The sequence below is a fragment of the Mucilaginibacter sp. P2_A4 genome (assembly GCF_056405015.1).
This window is the reverse complement of the sequence record NZ_JBFUCX010000001.1, coordinates 410,383-427,784: the sequence shown is the minus strand read 5'-3', so window position 1 is coordinate 427,784 and position 17,402 is coordinate 410,383. Positions and strand designations below refer to the sequence as shown.

Genomic DNA, 17,402 nt, shown 5'->3' with positions numbered 1-17,402 from the left:
AGTAACAAAATTACTTATCCCCGGGCTCACCATTATTGTTTTTGATAATACCCTGACTCAATAAAGCATATATATCCTGTAACTGGGGTTTATTAACAAGCATTTGCAGATGCTCATCCATGGTTGTTTGATCATTACGAACCGCCGGACCAGTTTGTACGGCCACAGGTGATTGTTGCTGCACCTTTTGGGCGGTCTCCAATATCAGTGGCCGTAGTAAATTGAAGTCTAATTCATGATCAGTAAGCAGCTGTTGAGCCACTCCATATAAGTAATTCGGAAAATTACAGGCAAACACTGCTGCCAGGTGCAATATTCTGCGCCCTGATGAGTTAATGCTATAAATATTATTGCTTACAGTAGCTGCAAGTTGCTCTAAATCAGTATATATATCATCATTTGCAGCTTCAATGCACAACGGAACAGTGGCAAAATCAACTTCGCGGGTTTTGCTAAAAGTTTGAAGGGGATAAAGTACTCCGGCCTTATTAGTATGAGTCAACAGCACATCTATACCTGTTGAACCGGAGGTGTGCACTATTAGTTTTTGATATGATGCTAATGCTTCGGCAGTCTGGGCTATCGCATCATCTTTAATCGCGATAATAAATATATCTGTGTTTGGGTCGATATTACTGATTTCATCTATGGCTGCAGCTCCTACATGATAAGCTAACAACGCCGCATTGTGCATATTAGGGCTATAAACCTGTACGATACGGTGACCGGCATTTTTAAAAGCTGCCGCCATATGTGTTGCCACGTTGCCCGATCCTATAATTGTTATGCGCATATTAATTTTACAATTAAACTGTTAATCAGCTAAATCCGATTAAATATTTGTGTATTTTAGTAATCATCATCTAATACTCTATGAAAATACTTAAAGTAAGTATAATAATTGTAATATTTCTGTTCGGTGCAGCCTTTTTGATATTATATTGTTTTTATGAATATAACAATAAAGAGGAAAAAACTTTAACCGATGCCGACCGTAAAAATATTGCAGGCAGCTTTATCAAACTAAGCCAGGGCATTACTCATTACGAGCTTAAAGGCCCCCAGAATGGCGAAGTTGTTATACTTGTTCATGGCTTTAGCGTTCCCTATTATATATGGGATGGCACCTATGAATACCTTGTTAATAAAGGCTATAAAGTATTACGGTATGACACCTACGGTAGGGGTTACTCTGACAGACCTGCTGTTATTTATAATAAAGAACTATACGATACCCAGTTATTTGACCTTATTAAACAGTTAAAGCTTCAGGGCAAAATCAATTTGGCCGGTGTATCTTTCGGTGGCAAAATTGTTACCAACTTTACCTGCAAACATCCCGATTTGATCAACAAAGTTATACTTATTGATCCGGCTTACGAAAACAGAAAGCCTAATGCTCCCAAATATGTAACGATATACAACGAGGCTGTAAATTCAAAGGAGCGGGCAAGAGGGCAGGTTACTGATTTTAAATACCCCAAACAACATCCGGGATGGGAAGAGCTTTATCTGCCACAAATGAAATATAAAGGCTTTAGGAACGCCCTGGTATCAACCCTATATGACTATAACGAAGGTGGCCGCGAGAGTAACGCTTGCCTCAACAGTGCCAATAAATCAGTATTGTTAATCTGGGGCAAGGATGACAAAACAGTACCATTCCGCTTCAGCGATTCTATCCGCAGTGTATTGAAAGTGGATTTTTTCCCGATTACTGATGCCGGGCATTTGCCTTTCCTGGAGAAACCAGATACGGTGAACGCGAAGATACTTTCATTTTTAAAGCAGGAATAACTTCATTTTGGTAACTTAACCAAATGAAACCTAAACTATTGTCTTGCTTGTTTTTGTTGATAGGGCTGCACTGTTATAGCCATGCAGGTACATCTGCAGCTGATACCAGCAGGCTGGTTAAGCATAAAAATCAGTATTCAAAATTAGCAGCAGAATACCATAAACGGGATGAACTATATAAACGGTGGAAACCCGAATACGATAATTGCACCTTTACTTATCAGTACACCATTGCTCAGCGCTTAAAAAAGTATCCATATTCAAAAGCTGCTAAAATATTAGCTGTATCATATTTGTATTACCTTGAACCAGATCCGTCGCAATTTTCAGATACTTTACATCCCACAAAAACCTTCACTTATAAAGAGAAACAACAACAAAAAGGCTTAGTAATCATTAAAAACAAATTAGATTACTCTACATTACTTGAATATAAAATATTAAACCAAGACCAAATTAATCAGCTAACAAATATCATTTTTAACACCGATTATCAAAAAAAGATGGGCTATATTACAAGCCATCTCAGATCGTGTTTTGAGCCACGTAATTCCTTAATCTTTCTTAACAAAAAAGGCAAAGTAATTGACCACATTGACATCTGTTTTCATTGCCATGACTATTCTTCTCAATCAAACAATATAGGTATAGGCATAATATGTAACCAAAAATATGATATACTAAAAAGGTTTTTTATTAGTGCAGGTATAAAATATGTTAAACAAGGGGTTAACGAGTAAGATAATCTCGCCAGGAGTTAACAATATTTTTTACTATATCACTTCCCTCTCACCCCAACCCAATCCTTCTGCCAACTCAGCCTTGCTAAATTCAATATGCACTACCCTCCTCTTTTTATTATTGGTAGTTCTGTTTGATGCATGGAGCAATAGCGGACGCATAACCATTACGCCGCTGGCTTTTACATTACAGGTTGTTTCTGTTTCCGCAGCCCAGTTGATGGTTTCGGGGCGATAAACGCCCTTTTTGTGCGATCCGGGGATCACCTTTAAAGCGCCGTTATCCTGGTCTGTGTCATCTAAATGAATACGAATAGTGAAGTTATCTTGGAGTATATCTAAGGGCGGCTGCACGCCAAACTGGTTCTGCTTTACCGTCCATGGACCATAGCCCAGGATATCGGCCTTTTTATCAACCAAAATGGTCAAATCCTGCTGCCAGGATACAAACCAATTACTTAATTCGGGCTTATCAAAGTAGATGGATTTTACAACAAAGTAGTTGCTATCAAACAACGCATGAATAAGCGTTTTTAAATTGCTGTTAAAAATTAAAGGAACTACCTGCGGTAATTCCTTTAAAAACTGCCTTATGGCAAACAAATCTTCCGTTTTTCTAAATGCCGGGTTTGATTGATCTGCCGACGCTATAACATCAAGGATGCCCCTAAGTTCGGCATCGTTGTAAACGTTATTTATAATGGTAAAACCATCATGCAATATATTTTTATGATGCGATATTAAACGGTTATCCATCCAATAACACTTAAACCGTCTTCAGTTCCTTGTTTCTGCGAAGTATGGATAAAAAGAAACCTATCACCATAATAATAGTACCGGCCCAAAAGAAGTTGATGTAAGGAAACTGTATAGCTTTCATCACCACAAATTTCTTCTTGCTTTCCGGCTGTTGAAAAACAATGATCTGTACCTTTTTAGTTTCGGGTATTACCTTGCTGAAACGCAATTTTAAACCTGCATCATCAACCTTACGGGCAAAATCAAATACGTTACCGTTTTTAATCATATAAACCGGCCTTGCACTATATTTTTTACCGTTAGATACAATTTCAAGGTCGGCGCCAATAGCTACGTCGCTATCGGTAAGTGGTATATTTTGCACTTTGGCTTCTTTGTTAAGGGCTTTTAGCACTATATATCCGTCGCGGTATTTAATGGTGTCACCAGGAGCAACATCATGAGCCACAGGAGCATCATAGTTCTTATCATCGTTATCTGCATCATGAGCGGCGTCGGCGCTCTCGCTACCACCCTCTGTTGCCGTGATGGCATTAGTCATGGTGATGTGCGTATACATGTCATGCAGTAAATAGTGCCTTGTATCCGGCGAAGATGCCAGCTGACCTTTATTTACCTGTACCTTTGGTTTCAAGGTAAACTCTTCGGTTACTTTACCGCTGGCATCCACTTTTTTATAATTGATCTTAAAAAAGTGATTTGGAGATGATATGGAATCGCCGATATAGGTCACCATATAATCGCCCATTTTTTGAGGCTGATTGCGATACACCGTTATATTTTCACGTGGGTTTTGCTCTTTGGCAAAATCCTGGGAAAAACCTTCGCCAGTATTGTTTATAGATATTACGGTGCTGGTACCTGCAGATATCAGCGCGCCTACCATCAGCAAGCCAAAACCTATATGCGCAACCGCAGATCCGGCCAGTTTAAACTTACCTTTAAAGGCATCTGCCAATACTTTAGCATTAGCTATTACCGAATAAACCGAACCCCACATTACCAATACAAACACAATGTTAAGTTTGTAAACGCCCGAAGCGTAAACAATAAGCGCTGTAACCAAAGCTGCAAAAAACAGGTAAATACCGGTGGTGATAAAAAACCGGGTAACATCTGTTTTTTTGTACTTTAAAAACTGGGTAAAGCCGGTTAGCAAAGTTATTACAAACACAAAAGACGACTGAATAACGTTGTAATGGTTTTTGATATCTGATGGCGGCGCCATTTTGGTATGGAATATAGCGTTCCAAACCGGTACCGAGGTTACCACCAACAGATGGAAACACGAAAGGCCCAAAAATACAGCGCCAACAAACATCCAGAATTCACGGCTGTAGGTTTCTTCGTCTTTTTTGGTGATAGGCAGTTCTTTCCACCTGCGCACCAGCAACACTACCGATAGTACCAGGAATAACATAATGCCTATAACCAGCTGCCAAAACATGCCCAGATCGGTAAAAGAGTGTACAGATGTATCGCCCAAAATACCGCTGCGGTTAAGGAACGATGAGTACCAAACCAGCACAAAGCTTACCAAAACTAAAAACGTAGCTGTAAAGTAGGAATGGCCTGTGTTTTTATAAACAACAAGTACGTGAACCGCGGCCACCAGGGTTATCCAGGGGAAAATAGAAGCATTCTCTACCGGGTCCCATGCCCAAAAACCACCAAAGTTAAGTGACTCATAAGCCCAGAACGAACCCATTACCACACCGGTGCCTAATATCATACAGGCAAACAATGCATAAGGTATAGCAGGTTGAATCCATTCTTTATATTTCTTTTGCCATAATCCTGCAATTGCATAAGCAAACGGCACTACCATTGATGCAAAGCCCAGGAATAACGTTGGCGGGTGAATGATCATCCAGTAATTTTGCAGGGATGGCACCATGCCCTGCCCATCCTTTATAAACTCAAGGTAATTGGGGTTCGAGAAAATGGGAGCTTCCATTGATTGCCTCAGCAGCAAGAATGGCGAACTACCTATTCGCTGGCCCAGTATTTCAACACCCAAAATCATTGTGGCCAGCATTACCTGCGATAGCGCCACAACTGTCATAACCGGCCCTTCCCATGATTTGGCCCTGAAGATAAGTATAACGCCTAAAACCGCCTGCCAAAATAACCAAAGCAAAAAGCCACCCTCCTGCCCATTCCAAAAGGCAGATATGATATAATAATAAGGCAAAGAGCGTGAGGTATAAGCCCAGGAGTAATGGTACTCAAAATAGTGCTTGTAGATAAGGAAAAACAGGCAGGAGCCTATCCCTAAAATAGAAGCTGTATTAATAAAAAAGCCTATGCGGCCAAGTTTTTTCCAAACGCTATCCAGTTTCCCGGCATCTTCGGTAGTAGCAAAATAATAACTGATGCAAGATAAAAGTGCGGCTCCGAAAGAAAGAACGATAAAAAATTGACCAATCTGGCCCGGTAAAAGGTGTTCACCTTTAAAAACTGTATCCATTAAAATGGTTTTATATACTGGCCTGTTTAGCCTTAACTTCTGTAACTTCTATTTTATCCTGGGTGTATTTTGATGGGCATTTCATCAGGATCTTTGATGCGTGAAACTCGTTGCCAACCATGGCACCGGTAAGCACTAGCTGCTCGCTCCGTTCAAAATCTTCGGGCTTGGTACCGGTAAAAATAACTTTACGTTCCTCTCCCTTATTATCCTTCATGTAAAACGAAAAGTAATTGGCATCCTTAGTGGCATCGTAAAACAACTCTTTTGATTTATTGAGGTGCCCTACAATATGCAATTCGCTGTTGGTTTTTGTGGCATCGCCAAAAGAACCATAAGTGCTTGAATTGGAGTATACACTAATGATAACCGCTATAGCAATGGCTATAACAACAAGGCCAAAAATTGAACTTTTTTTCATTTGCGGTTTATATAAAATTAATACAAATGCAAAAATACAAAACAGATAGCTAATAATGTTTATTACAAGTGATATGTTTTATTTAGAACCATTCTTAACAAGTCACTTTTTGACTAAAATAATGCTTAATCTTTCACCAATTTCCAATCTTTGATGAGGTAATAGTTAAATAAGCCTTTGTTCAGCCTAAGTATAACATACGATGAACTATCTACCTCTTCATTGCTAACGGCAGGAATATTCTTTATAAAGTCGCCATGCTTAATTTCAACATGAGGACCAGATCTTCCATACCTGTGATGTTTTACGTTGATAATTTCTTTAACTACAATATCTTTTTTATCAGCAAAGGTTGTGTTGCAGAAAAAGAACACTGCAGCAAAAAGCATAGCGAACGGAATAAACAGGTAAAAGCTATTTTTACGGTTAAAGTTAACAATAGCAGCTACAATCATTCCGGCTATTACGCTGCCGAATAAAGGGATTTTGTAATCAATAAAAGTAAAGTTGCATTGGCGGTCAGGATATATGGCGATAATGATAAAAATCACCAGCCCTGGCCAAACACTCCATTGAAATAACTTCTCTCCAAACTCCTGCTTTTTCCACCTAACTCTTCTTTCGCTTATTTTCCTTTCGTGTTTGTTCAAGGGATATATTTTGCTGGCAATATAATTATAAACCGCCTGCTTTAAAATCAACTTATATTTTTAACATTTAACCTGTACTGCTCTGGCGATGAGCCGATGTATTTTTTAAAAATGCGCGAAAAGTAATACGGATCATCATAGCCCAGCCCTGTAGCTATATCTCTTATCTTATCGCCATTTGTGTATAACAACTGGCAGGCTTTTTGCATTTTAATATGGATAAAATAATCAATAGGCGGCATTCCGGTGGCTTTACGAAAAAGGTTTGAAAAGTGCGATACCGATAAACTATGACTTGCAGCCATCTCCTCCACAGTAAATTTTTTATCAATGTTATTGCGCATACGGTGAATGGTTTTGGTAATAACATCCTCCCCACTTTCTGTATTGTTTTTAATCTTACGATGAGGAAACAAAAAAGTAGCAATAAAATGATAGAGGCAAAAGTTGGCATTACACAAGTTTTCAATGCTGTAACCCATTTCAAGGGTTTGATATATGTATTGCCAAATTTCTAAGGCTTTCTCATTAAAAGGGATCAATAAGGGCCCGTTTGTAATGCAGAGGTTGAGTGCCCGGTTAAAAGCATCAATACCAGCCCCGGTGTAATGCACCCAGTAAATAGTCCATGGATCCTCATTATCAGCCCAATAGCGCATATACTTATCCGTAGCCGGAATAATAACAAACTGGTTACTGTTAACCTCGTACCGTTTATCATCCAGTATATAATGCCCTTTCCCCTGCAGGCAATAAATTAGTATATTATCCTCACATCCTTTACGGCGTTCGCGGTAATGAAAACTTGCTTTTGGAAAATATCCAATTTGGGTAATGTAAACCGGGAAAAGTTCTGGCTCTTTAGTCTTGGCATCATCCAATACTTTTAAAGGAATATTTATCAGCTTTTCTCCAATAAAGCCATCTCGTCTTTTAAAGCCGTTACTCATAAATTTATAATTGGTTTGCACTTGGATAATACATAAACACAAACATATTACCAGCTATATGCAGTACTATTATAGATAAATAAAATTGTAAAAGTGATCATTCATTACAAATTAAGAATTGTACATATCATTATGCCAAAATCGCTTCATTTTATTTTTTTTAATAGTTGAATAGTCCATCAACAGCCCCTTTATGTGTTAAAACAGCACTTTAAATTCCCCAGTAAAACCTTTTATCATTTGAAGATTTCTTTATTAAAAAAAGTATATTTATAGCAACCGCTTAATGAGTTAATCAGTAAAATATGAAAGATCAAATCGGCACAAAAGAAAATCCCCTGGCATTAAAAACGCCTCCTTTATCATCAGCATTTACTATGCACACCGATGTAAAAGATGGCAAAGAAATTCTGGTGTGTACTGTTGGCAAAACTGTTTTGCATTATGATTATCAATGCCTCCATGACCTTCATGCCATGTTAAAATCTCATGGCGATTGGATGGAACTTGGCAGCGCCGACGAGCAAAAGCCCGCCAAAGAAGGCACAGTAGAAGCCTGGGGCCGTTCAGAAACAAACCCCGTGGGCGGTTGGTATGGATTAAAGAAGGGCCTCCGCGGGCGTTTCGGCACGTACATTCCGCCATTGATGGAGGCTTTGGGGCTTGCCGAAGTTACGCACGAACCCAAAGGCAATAAAATGAGAGCGATTTAGGGCTGGCTCACCGTTTCCATTGCTGCTGTATATTGCCCCATTTTAGCGGCACTATTGCAGGCCGCACGATGCAACAAAGCCTGCTGCGCTGCTGCAATATTTTCGTCGTTACCTCCCCACAATTCCAGTGCGGGCTGTTGTATTGCTCTTGAAAATGAAAAGGTAAGTGCCCAGGGCATAATATCGCCAAAATGGGTATGCATCCTGTTCAGCCGTTCTGAAGCCAATTGGGCAGACTGACCACCAGATAAAAACGCGATACCCGGCACCGTGGCTGGCACGGTTCTTAAAAAACATTTTATAGTAGCTTCGGCAACCTCATCCAAGCTTGGCTTTTCGGTACTGTCTTCACCGGGCAAAATCATGTTGGGTTTCAGGATCATACCTTCCAGCTCAACACGCTGCTGGTATAATGCGTTAAAAACGGCATGCAGCACTTCGGTGGTTACAGAAGCACATTGCGCTAATGAATGATTACCATTCATTACCACCTCTGGTTCAACAATGGGTACCAAACCCGTTTCCTGGCAAAGAATAGCATAACGTGCCAGGGTATAAGCATTCGCCTTAATGCACGCCGTAGAAGGTATATCATCACCTATGGTAATAACTGCCCTCCATTTAGCAAAGCGAGCCCCCATATCGTAATATGCCTTTAGCCTTTCGTGCAAGCCATCCAGGCCCTCGGTTATCTTTTCTCCCGGGAAACCCGCCATTGGTATGGCACCTTCATCAACTTTAATACCTGGAATAATCCCGTTCCGTTTTAAAATATCAATAAACAGCGTACCATCAGTTGTGCTTTGCTTAATGGTTTCATCAAACAGGATTGCCCCACTTAAATACTCGCCCAATCCCTGCGTGTTTACAATAAGATCCCGGTACTTACGCCGGTATTCCTCGGTTTGAGGGATCCCTAATTCAGCAAATCGTTTGTTACAGGTGGGGATGCTTTCATCCATCGCCAGCAGGCCTTTATTATCGGCCATCAATCGCTGCGCGATACTTTTAAGTGTTGAATTATCCATAATAAAATGTGTTAAGCAGGTAGTAAGTGAACACAGATAGCTGGCCTCTTGTTTTGAAAACGAAATAATATTGGCAATTATTTTTTCACAAAATCGGTTACCCCCACATCTAACACATCATCGCAATTTCTTTGCTTTATATTTCCTTTCTTATCACTTTGATACTGGCACCTCTATATAACTACGGTTATACCACTTCACTTTTAAAGGTGTTTTGGCATCGGCAATGCTTTCATCACTAACATCTTTCCCGGTACCATAATTGATTTGGCAAAAGCGATTTTTATTTACGTTGACAACAACCAACAGCCGGCTGCCTTTGCGCAACTGACGGCTCACCACCTTGGTGTTTGAAAACGGGATAGCCGTCATTTTTCCCGGTTGTAATAATTTACGATTGGTGATATCCCCGGCATAACTTGCCCGGCCAACATAATAGCTGAGCTCAAAATACTCGCCGTTGGGCATCATTTCATACAGCACTACGCTATAATCAAAGTCTTTTTTATTGATAGCAACAGTGAGCTGACCAATGAATGCACCGTTAACAATAAGAGGCTGCTTTAAACTATCACTTATGAACGTAAATCCGTTGCTGTAAATATCTTTTTGGACAATAGGATATGGATAGGCGAAACTATTCATGCTTTTGCGGTCGGCAAAATCAACTTCCTGTTCAAGGCAGGCCAATTGTGCCGGCTTTTGTGCCGAAAGTTTAAACTGATCGTCCTTTTTAACATTGCTGAGATACAGCTTCACCATGCTTTGGTGCATTTTCTCCAGCGATGGTGCATGATCCCATCGGTTGGCCCCCATTACTTCGTAATTGATCCGGTCTTTGACTATGGCAGGTTTTTTACCATTTTTCATGATATAATCAAACCATTGAAAGGTGATCTCTTTGGTGTTGATGAGCGCCACAGAATCAACCTTGTAATCACGCAGATTGGCTTCCCCTCCCCTTTGCGCACCAAAATGATCGTATGGACCCAGTACCAAATAATAATTGGCCCTGGGGTTATATTTAGCCAATTGCCGCAGATAGTACAGGCCCGATGTCTGCCCGTCATCATAATACCCATCAAAAGCCAGCACCGGGATGTTGATCTTAGCATATTCTTTTCCAAAAGGGATCATAGATTGCCAGTACCTATCAAAACCGGGATGCTTTAGCCAGCGTTGCAGCCATTTGTTGGGTGCATGGTCAACACTATCAATTTTACGGTATGATGCACCACTATTATACCAGTTATCATTCAGATCGTCCCAGCGCTGCCGGTTGTTATAGGTAGCGGTATCTAAATATTTGTTATTAGTAACGTAGAACGCCCAGCCATAATTGGCGTTCAGGAACACATTATTCTCCATCGGCAGGCCCATCCCTGGTATAGCCGAAACATAGGGCACAATAGTTTTAAGCGCAGGGTGAACTTTATACTTCAACCCCGCCCATTGCGCAAAACCCGAATAACTGCCACCATACATGCCCACCTTTCCGTTGCTCCAGGGTTGTTTACTTACCCAGTCAATTATTTCGTAAACATCTTCGGCATCGTGCTCGTAGGGAGCCACATCTTCGGGGCTTAGGCGTTTACCGCGTACATCGGCCACAATGCCTACGTACCCATGGTCGGCGGCATATTTGGCTTCGGCCAGGCTTCTTTTAGTATCCGAATAAATGAACACAAACAAAGCGGCCGGTTGCTTACCAATCACATCGCGCTTGCGCACCACCACTGCCGAAAGCGTATGTCCTTGTAGCGTTTTGATAAATACGCTATCGTTAATAATATACCGCTGGCTATCCGCCTGGGGTGCATTTTGGGCAAAAAGAGTTACACACCGGCTTATAAAAGCCAGCAACAGCATTAATTTTTTCATGATATTTTTTTTAGCTAAAGCCGAGGGCTTAAAACAGAAAGTTTACAAATTTGCTTTCATGCTGCCTGGCATTCTTATGTTGATTAATTTATTTAATTTATATACTTACAAAACTTTCGGCCTTAGGCTTGCCGCTTTTCTACAGCCTGTTCAAAGTTTTAAATTTTACTGATTGCCTGTCGGACACTTCCAGCAATTGGCCTGTTTTTAACTTTATATTTAACTTACCACCGGGCAACCTGTTAACCTGAGCGATAAATACTGTGTTGATGATTTGCGCACGGTTTATCCGGAAGAACACCGCCGGGTCCAGCTTATCTTCCAGCTGATTGAGTGAACGCTTCAGAAAAGCCTTGTTACTGCCAAAATACAACACCGCGTAATTATCCAACGATTCAATGAGATAAATATCAGCCGGATTAACAAAGTAACACTTGTTGCCGTCTTTAATAAATATCTGCTGATTGACCGGTTCTGCGCTCAACCTGTCCTTTACCTTTTGCATGGCCTTTGCAAAACGCTCCTCACGGATTGGCTTTACCAGGTAGTCAAGCGCATTTGTATCGAATGCTTTAACAGCGTATTGATCAAAAGCGGTAGTAAAAATAACCTCGGGTACATTATCCAACATTTCCAGTAAGTCGAACCCAGATGCTCCGGGCATTTGAACATCCAGGAATATCAGTTGCGGGTTATTTTTTTCTATTAGAAGCCTGGCCTCGTCGGCATTCCCGGCTTCACCCAAAACCTCTATTTCCGGGTAGCTGAACAGCGCCTGTTTAATTTCATCACGCGCCAGGCGTTCATCATCCACTATGATCACTTTTATCTTTTTCATGACAGCGGAATTGTGATGGTTGATAAAACGCCGTCGCCAGGTAATTCTGTTAAATTGAGCGATGCTTTGTTTGAATATTGTAGCAGTAAACGTTCTCTAAGATTTTTCAACCCAAGTCCATTGGTTTCTACAGCACAGTTTAACCTCCCGGGATTTTGGACGCTTATCCTAATACAACCCTCCTGCTTTTTTACGGCAATAATAATTCGGCCACCATGTTTTTGAAGCGCTATACCATGCTTGATGGCATTCTCCACCAAAGTTTGAACGCTTAAGGGAAGGATTGAACAGGTATCCGGAAATTCGTCAATAGCTATAGTGAACTGCAATCGTTCTTCAAAGCGGATCTTCTCCAGTTCCAGATAGTCGTTTACCAAACTCATTTCGTCATGTAAAGAGATAAGATCGGTATTTTGCCTGTACAGTGAATTGCGCAATAAATCTGATAGCAGGTCTATCGCTCTCCGGGCTTTTACCGGGTTGGTACTGATGAGTGCTTTAACACTGTTGAGCGAGTTGAAAAAGAAATGTGGATTAAGCTGTGCCGCCAGGTGCTGTAATTGAGCTTCGCGGGCCACTACCTCCAGGCGGGCATACTCTTTGGCTGTATCAATTTCCATTACAGCATAATGGTAAAGATGAAATGCCAACACCCAAATTGCCATCAGCCTGATACCACTCGCCAAAACGATGAGGTAGTTTTGCTTTAAAAAGCGGAAAAAAGTTTCATTAAAATTATAGCTAAAATAATAGCGAAGCACATACAACTTAATAATCACCAGGAACATGTATACAAGCCCCATAACAAACACTGCCAAAATAAGCTTTGCAGGCATGCTTTTCAACTTTAATTGTACCCAATTAAACTTATGAGCAAATAGGTAATAAGTATGCGTAACTGCTATCCCAATAACAATATCCAATATAAAATGAAGAAATGCCAATTGAAAACTAAAGCCCCTGTGTGGTGGGGCATCCTGTACCTGCATCCACGCAGAAAATGCCCAGAACAACCCTGCCAATGACCAGCCAATTAGCTGACATTTCCAGTAAAGCGATATGTTTTTATTCGGTTTCAATTTTAATTGTATGCCTGGTTAACAAAACAAACCAACAAAATCTATTTGGTAATATAAAGAGAAAATACAGGAGTGCGGGTATTTGGGGATGAGTGAAGTTATTTTACCATCAGCAGAATTTAAAGCTTACCGATCATGAGGTACTTCAGGTAAATGAGTAAAGAAAAAGTGCGGAAATATAAGCTCAGTGAGCCTAAGATAATCTTTATACCCGGAGAAACAGGGATTAGGTTTTAAGGAAATTAGGTTAGCAAAAAAAGGCGCAAATATAAATGGGCTACTAATTGATTAAAAAAGTAGCCCACATAAAATAGGTTTAATATTATTTGCCTTTAAGCTGTACCATCACCTTTAAAGTTTTTAAAATTATACCCACATCATTATTGAATGATATATTTCTTAGATAGATTAAATCATAACGAACCCGGTGACGCATTTGATCAATATTTTCTGCATAGCCATAATTCACTTGCCCGTATGAAGTAAGTCCTGGTTTAAGACGCAATAACTTTTTGTAATTGGGCGATTTTAATATAAGTTGTTCTATAAAAAACTGGCGTTCAGGTCTTGGGCCAACAACAGACATATCGCCTTTTAAAACATTCCAAAACTGCGGTAGTTCATCCAACCTTGATCTGCGCAAAATTCTCCCCCATTTAGTAATACGCGGATCATTATCGGTAGACAATTGCGGGCCTAATAACTCCGAATTTATAAACATGCTCCTGAATTTATAAATTTTAAAAGGCTGGCGGTCTTTACCAATTCTTTCCTGGCAGAAAAAAGCGGGGCCCTTTGAAGTTAATTTCGTAATTATATATAACATCAAAAAAATCGGGAATCCAATTACCATAACCAACAGAGAAAACAGGATATCAAAACTTCGTTTTAAAAATACAACCTTTAAACTAAGTTCAGGATTATATGAAAGCTGTATTACAGGAAGGTTTTCATAGTTAACAATTTTGGCAAAATTATTATCCAGTACAAGATCAGAAACCAATTTGATCTTGATAGAGTTCTGATCGCCCAGATCAACCATCTTTTTCAACAAGGATTGATCCAGGTATTTGTAGCATACAAACACTTCATCAGGGTTTTTATCCAACATCTTTTCAAGCAGTATTTCATCAGACATTTCCTGAAGCATTTCTTCAGAAATCAGATCAACAAAATAATAGCCATATTCCGGATGTTTTGAGAAAGACTTTATTAACCGATTGGCAATAGATTGATTACCTACAAGAAGTACATGACGCCTGTTGTACCCTTTTTTTCTGATATAGTCCAGGATGTAAAATATCAATGAGCGCTCTACAATTGTAAACGTAAAAAATAAGATATAGGTAACACTCATTTCCCATCGACTAACCTCATACAACTTGAAAAAATATATAACTCCAAGCACCATAACTAAGTGGTATATAAGGGAAGACAGAAACTTACTGATATTTTCACTCAATACAAGAGGCCTGCTAATAACATAGTTTTTTGTTACTGAAGCTATAGAAACCCAGGCCAAATTAACTAATAAGATAAAATTTGCAGATTGTATTTCGGATGAATAGTAATTAAAAATCACTAAATGGGCTACTTGAAGCGCGATATTTAATATTATTAAATCGCTTACAAAAGTAACGAGCGGTAGAAATCGAGAGTAGCGTATTTTCATGGATAAGGGTTTGCAAATATAATTATTTCCTATTAAGAATATGAATTAAACAGAAATAAATAACAACATGATACCAATACGAACAATAAGTTCTAAACGCTACAATCGAAGATTAATTATTTTTTATTTTTTTTTCATTAATACAGTTAGCTATATCCAGTTTACCTTGAATATAAATAAGCGGCTTGTTTTGAACCGGGCTGTAGAAAATGCAGATGCATGCGTAACAATTTCGTTATAATTAAATACCATTGAATTAACATCAAACCACTCAACAGCCGATTAGATTGACTCTGCAGGTTGCTCATCAAAGAATATTCCTGTTTTATTTTTGATGTTAATTCCTAAGGCTTCCCATTTTTAGTGGCTATTGATGAGGAATCGGAAATTAGCTTATTTTGAGATTTTAAGCATATTGGTGATTGGTAAAGCCCTGTAGAAAAAATTAAATTTTACTTCCAGTAATGCTTATGCATGGATAATTTTATCAAAAACCGATGCGGAATTTGTTTGTAAAACCCGCCGGCCTTATACCCCAGCCACTTTGCACCAAGCGATGCGATTGACTTGAAAACAACCGTCACATCATTTTTAAAAACATATTTTAATTCCGATTTCATGAACTTTATGCCTTCGCCGGTTGGTTTACCATAGTTTTCTATCAGCCATTTATTTTGTTCATGAAAAACCCGCGTATCAAAATACCTTTTAAATTCCTCTGTAAGGGTATAACTATGTGAATGATAAACGGTAGCATTAGCAACGTAAGCCTTTTTGAATCCCTCCGACAACATCTTCGCTGCTACTATGGCATCTTCACCCATTATTGACTCAGAGGGAAAGCCTCCAACTGCTACTAATGCACTTTTACGATATGCGGCAAAAGAGTTGGAGCAAAAGAAAACTTTAAAACCCATACTATCCTTTTCATCAAATGAACGAATATTTGACTCAGCCGGATAATTGAATAACCGAGCATGAATTTCAAGTGGCTGAGCGTTTTTGTGTGGAAGTTGCCTTCCATATGCCATACCTATTTGGGGATCATCAAATACCCTAACGATATTAGCTATACTATCTGGTGATGCCAAAATTGCATCCTGCGTTAAAAAAATGCAAATATCCGATTCGCCCGACAAATCAGTAAGCTGTTGCCTGGTTTTGCCGTGATTAAATTCACTTTTATCAATTTCTTTTATGTGAAATTCAAATTGTTTGGAAAGTGCAATTGTATTATCTTTTGATCCGGAATCAACAATTATTTTGTTTGAAATCGCACAAGTTTGATGACGAATACTTTCAAGAGTTTGAAGCCATGCCTCACCGGCATTGAGCGTAGGAATTAATAAAGCGATTTTCAAAGGTTTTATATAATTTTGCAATATACATATATGGCAGCAGTGAAATTAATCCCCTCAGTATATAATATCATTAATATACTTAGTTTTAATAAATTTGCCCTCATAATAAATTGCTATTAAATAATTAAACGCTACAAAACAACTCATAATTATTTTAACGAGTTGAAGGTAATTAGAATATTTTACTAACATATGGAAAGTATAAACAGAAAAGAGCTTGCAGATTTGATTTATTCGAAGTTACAAATTGAAGAATTGGCTATAAAAAAACAGTTTAATGAGTCGGAAAATAAAATTGGTTATTTTTTCATTGACAATTTATTACCAGAAGTGATAGCAAAATATATTTATGAAAGATTTCCGAAACCAGAACAAACCACTTTGAAAAGGAGTTTAAGGGAGTTTAAATATATCGCGGCTCAAATGGATGAATATGACCCTGTTTTGGAAGAAATTATTTATGCTTTTCAAGATGAGAGAATAGTTACGCTGATAGGACAAATTTGCAAAATCGAAAATCCATTGCCAGATAGTAATTTATATGCAGGTGGCATTTCAATGATGGGACACGAAAATTACTTAAATCCTCATTTGGATAACTCTCATGATAAGGACAGAAACTTATGGCGGGTTTTAAATTTACTCTATTACGTAACGCCCGACTGGGATCAAAAAAATGGCGGAAATCTTGAACTCTGGCCGAATGGTGTTAAAGGCGAACAAATAACTATCCACAGTAAATTTAATCGTTTAGCCATTATGGCTACTCACCAGGGATCCTGGCATTCTGTAAGCCCTGTACAAATTGATAGGATTAGATGCTGCGTATCTAATTATTATTTTTCAAAAGAGCCATTATTAAGCTCTGATGAGTTTCATGTGACTTCATTCAGAGGGCGACCGGAGCAAAAGACTGTTGATTTGATATTAAGAGTTGATAGTACTGTTAGAATGGGATTAAGAAAGGTATTTAAAAAGGGAGTTGTTGAAAACCCGCATGTTTATAAAAAGAAAGATGAGCAATAATTCATACAAAGAAAGAG

16 protein-coding genes are annotated in these 17,402 nt (G+C 39.0%); 4 read left to right on the top strand and 12 right to left on the bottom strand.

Going from position 1 to position 17,402, the window contains the following annotated elements; all coding sequences use genetic code 11:
• Positions 1–10: 10 nt before the first annotated feature.
• Positions 11–793: a Rossmann-like and DUF2520 domain-containing protein gene (locus AC1DYB_RS01560; protein ID WP_477431860.1), complete on the bottom strand. Its 783-nt coding sequence runs from the start codon at positions 791–793 to the stop codon at positions 11–13.
• Positions 794–873: 80 nt separating this feature from the next.
• Between AC1DYB_RS01560 and AC1DYB_RS01555 the strand changes: the two genes are divergently transcribed.
• Together AC1DYB_RS01555 and AC1DYB_RS01550 are read left to right on the top strand one after the other, a co-directional pair.
• Positions 874–1,797, top strand: a complete 924-nt coding sequence (locus AC1DYB_RS01555) for an alpha/beta fold hydrolase (protein WP_477431858.1) — start codon at positions 874–876, stop codon at positions 1,795–1,797.
• 23 nt (positions 1,798–1,820) lie between these two features.
• Positions 1,821–2,537: a hypothetical protein gene (locus AC1DYB_RS01550; protein ID WP_477431856.1), complete on the top strand. Its 717-nt coding sequence runs from the start codon at positions 1,821–1,823 to the stop codon at positions 2,535–2,537.
• Between the two features lie 33 nt (positions 2,538–2,570).
• Here the strand turns inward: AC1DYB_RS01550 and AC1DYB_RS01545 are convergent, their stop codons facing one another.
• The 5 genes from AC1DYB_RS01545 to AC1DYB_RS01525 form a co-directional block, all read right to left on the bottom strand.
• A complete protein-coding gene (locus tag AC1DYB_RS01545; protein ID WP_477431854.1) occupies positions 2,571–3,293 on the bottom strand; it encodes a phytanoyl-CoA dioxygenase family protein in 723 nt (240 codons plus the stop codon).
• Positions 3,294–3,303: 10 nt separating this feature from the next.
• Entirely contained in the window at positions 3,304–5,766 is a 2,463-nt protein-coding gene (ccsA, locus tag AC1DYB_RS01540) for a cytochrome c biogenesis protein CcsA (protein WP_477431852.1), read from the bottom strand.
• 10 nt (positions 5,767–5,776) lie between these two features.
• Positions 5,777–6,187, bottom strand: a complete 411-nt coding sequence (locus tag AC1DYB_RS01535) for a cytochrome c maturation protein CcmE domain-containing protein (protein WP_295715755.1) — start codon at positions 6,185–6,187, stop codon at positions 5,777–5,779.
• A 125-nt stretch (positions 6,188–6,312) separates the two neighbouring features.
• Positions 6,313–6,837: a hypothetical protein gene (locus AC1DYB_RS01530; RefSeq protein WP_477431850.1), complete on the bottom strand. Its 525-nt coding sequence runs from the start codon at positions 6,835–6,837 to the stop codon at positions 6,313–6,315.
• Positions 6,838–6,884: 47 nt separating this feature from the next.
• On the bottom strand, positions 6,885–7,787 hold the full coding sequence (locus AC1DYB_RS01525) for an AraC family transcriptional regulator (RefSeq protein WP_295715752.1): 903 nt from the start codon (positions 7,785–7,787) through the stop codon (positions 6,885–6,887).
• 305 nt (positions 7,788–8,092) lie between these two features.
• On the opposite strand from AC1DYB_RS01525, the gene AC1DYB_RS01520 reads away from it, so the two are divergent.
• The gene (locus AC1DYB_RS01520; protein WP_477431848.1) at positions 8,093–8,500 is read left to right on the top strand and encodes a DUF6855 family protein; all 408 of its coding nucleotides are present in this window, start codon (positions 8,093–8,095) and stop codon (positions 8,498–8,500) included.
• Here AC1DYB_RS01520 and AC1DYB_RS01515 read toward each other — a convergent pair.
• From AC1DYB_RS01515 to AC1DYB_RS01490, 6 genes are all read right to left on the bottom strand, one after another.
• Positions 8,497–9,528: a class I fructose-bisphosphate aldolase gene (locus AC1DYB_RS01515; RefSeq protein WP_477431846.1), complete on the bottom strand. Its 1,032-nt coding sequence runs from the start codon at positions 9,526–9,528 to the stop codon at positions 8,497–8,499. The genes AC1DYB_RS01520 and AC1DYB_RS01515 overlap by 4 nt on opposite strands.
• A gap of 153 nt (positions 9,529–9,681) precedes the next feature.
• Positions 9,682–11,409 (bottom strand): CocE/NonD family hydrolase, encoded by a 1,728-nt coding sequence (locus AC1DYB_RS01510; protein ID WP_477431844.1) that lies wholly within the window; start codon positions 11,407–11,409, stop codon positions 9,682–9,684.
• Positions 11,410–11,548: 139 nt separating this feature from the next.
• Entirely contained in the window at positions 11,549–12,247 is a 699-nt protein-coding gene (locus tag AC1DYB_RS01505; protein WP_477431842.1) for a LytR/AlgR family response regulator transcription factor, read from the bottom strand.
• Positions 12,244–13,326, bottom strand: coding sequence for a sensor histidine kinase (locus tag AC1DYB_RS01500; protein ID WP_477431840.1), 1,083 nt, complete (start codon positions 13,324–13,326; stop codon positions 12,244–12,246). Before AC1DYB_RS01500 ends, AC1DYB_RS01505 begins: the two co-directional genes overlap by 4 nt.
• Positions 13,327–13,648: 322 nt before the next feature.
• Positions 13,649–14,998, bottom strand: a complete 1,350-nt coding sequence (locus AC1DYB_RS01495; protein WP_477431838.1) for a sugar transferase — start codon at positions 14,996–14,998, stop codon at positions 13,649–13,651.
• A 452-nt stretch (positions 14,999–15,450) separates the two neighbouring features.
• Positions 15,451–16,359: a glycosyltransferase family 2 protein gene (locus AC1DYB_RS01490; protein WP_477431836.1), complete on the bottom strand. Its 909-nt coding sequence runs from the start codon at positions 16,357–16,359 to the stop codon at positions 15,451–15,453.
• A 192-nt stretch (positions 16,360–16,551) separates the two neighbouring features.
• On the opposite strand from AC1DYB_RS01490, the gene AC1DYB_RS01485 reads away from it, so the two are divergent.
• Positions 16,552–17,385 (top strand): 2OG-Fe(II) oxygenase, encoded by an 834-nt coding sequence (locus tag AC1DYB_RS01485; RefSeq protein ID WP_477431834.1) that lies wholly within the window; start codon positions 16,552–16,554, stop codon positions 17,383–17,385.
• Positions 17,386–17,402: the final 17 nt, after the last annotated feature.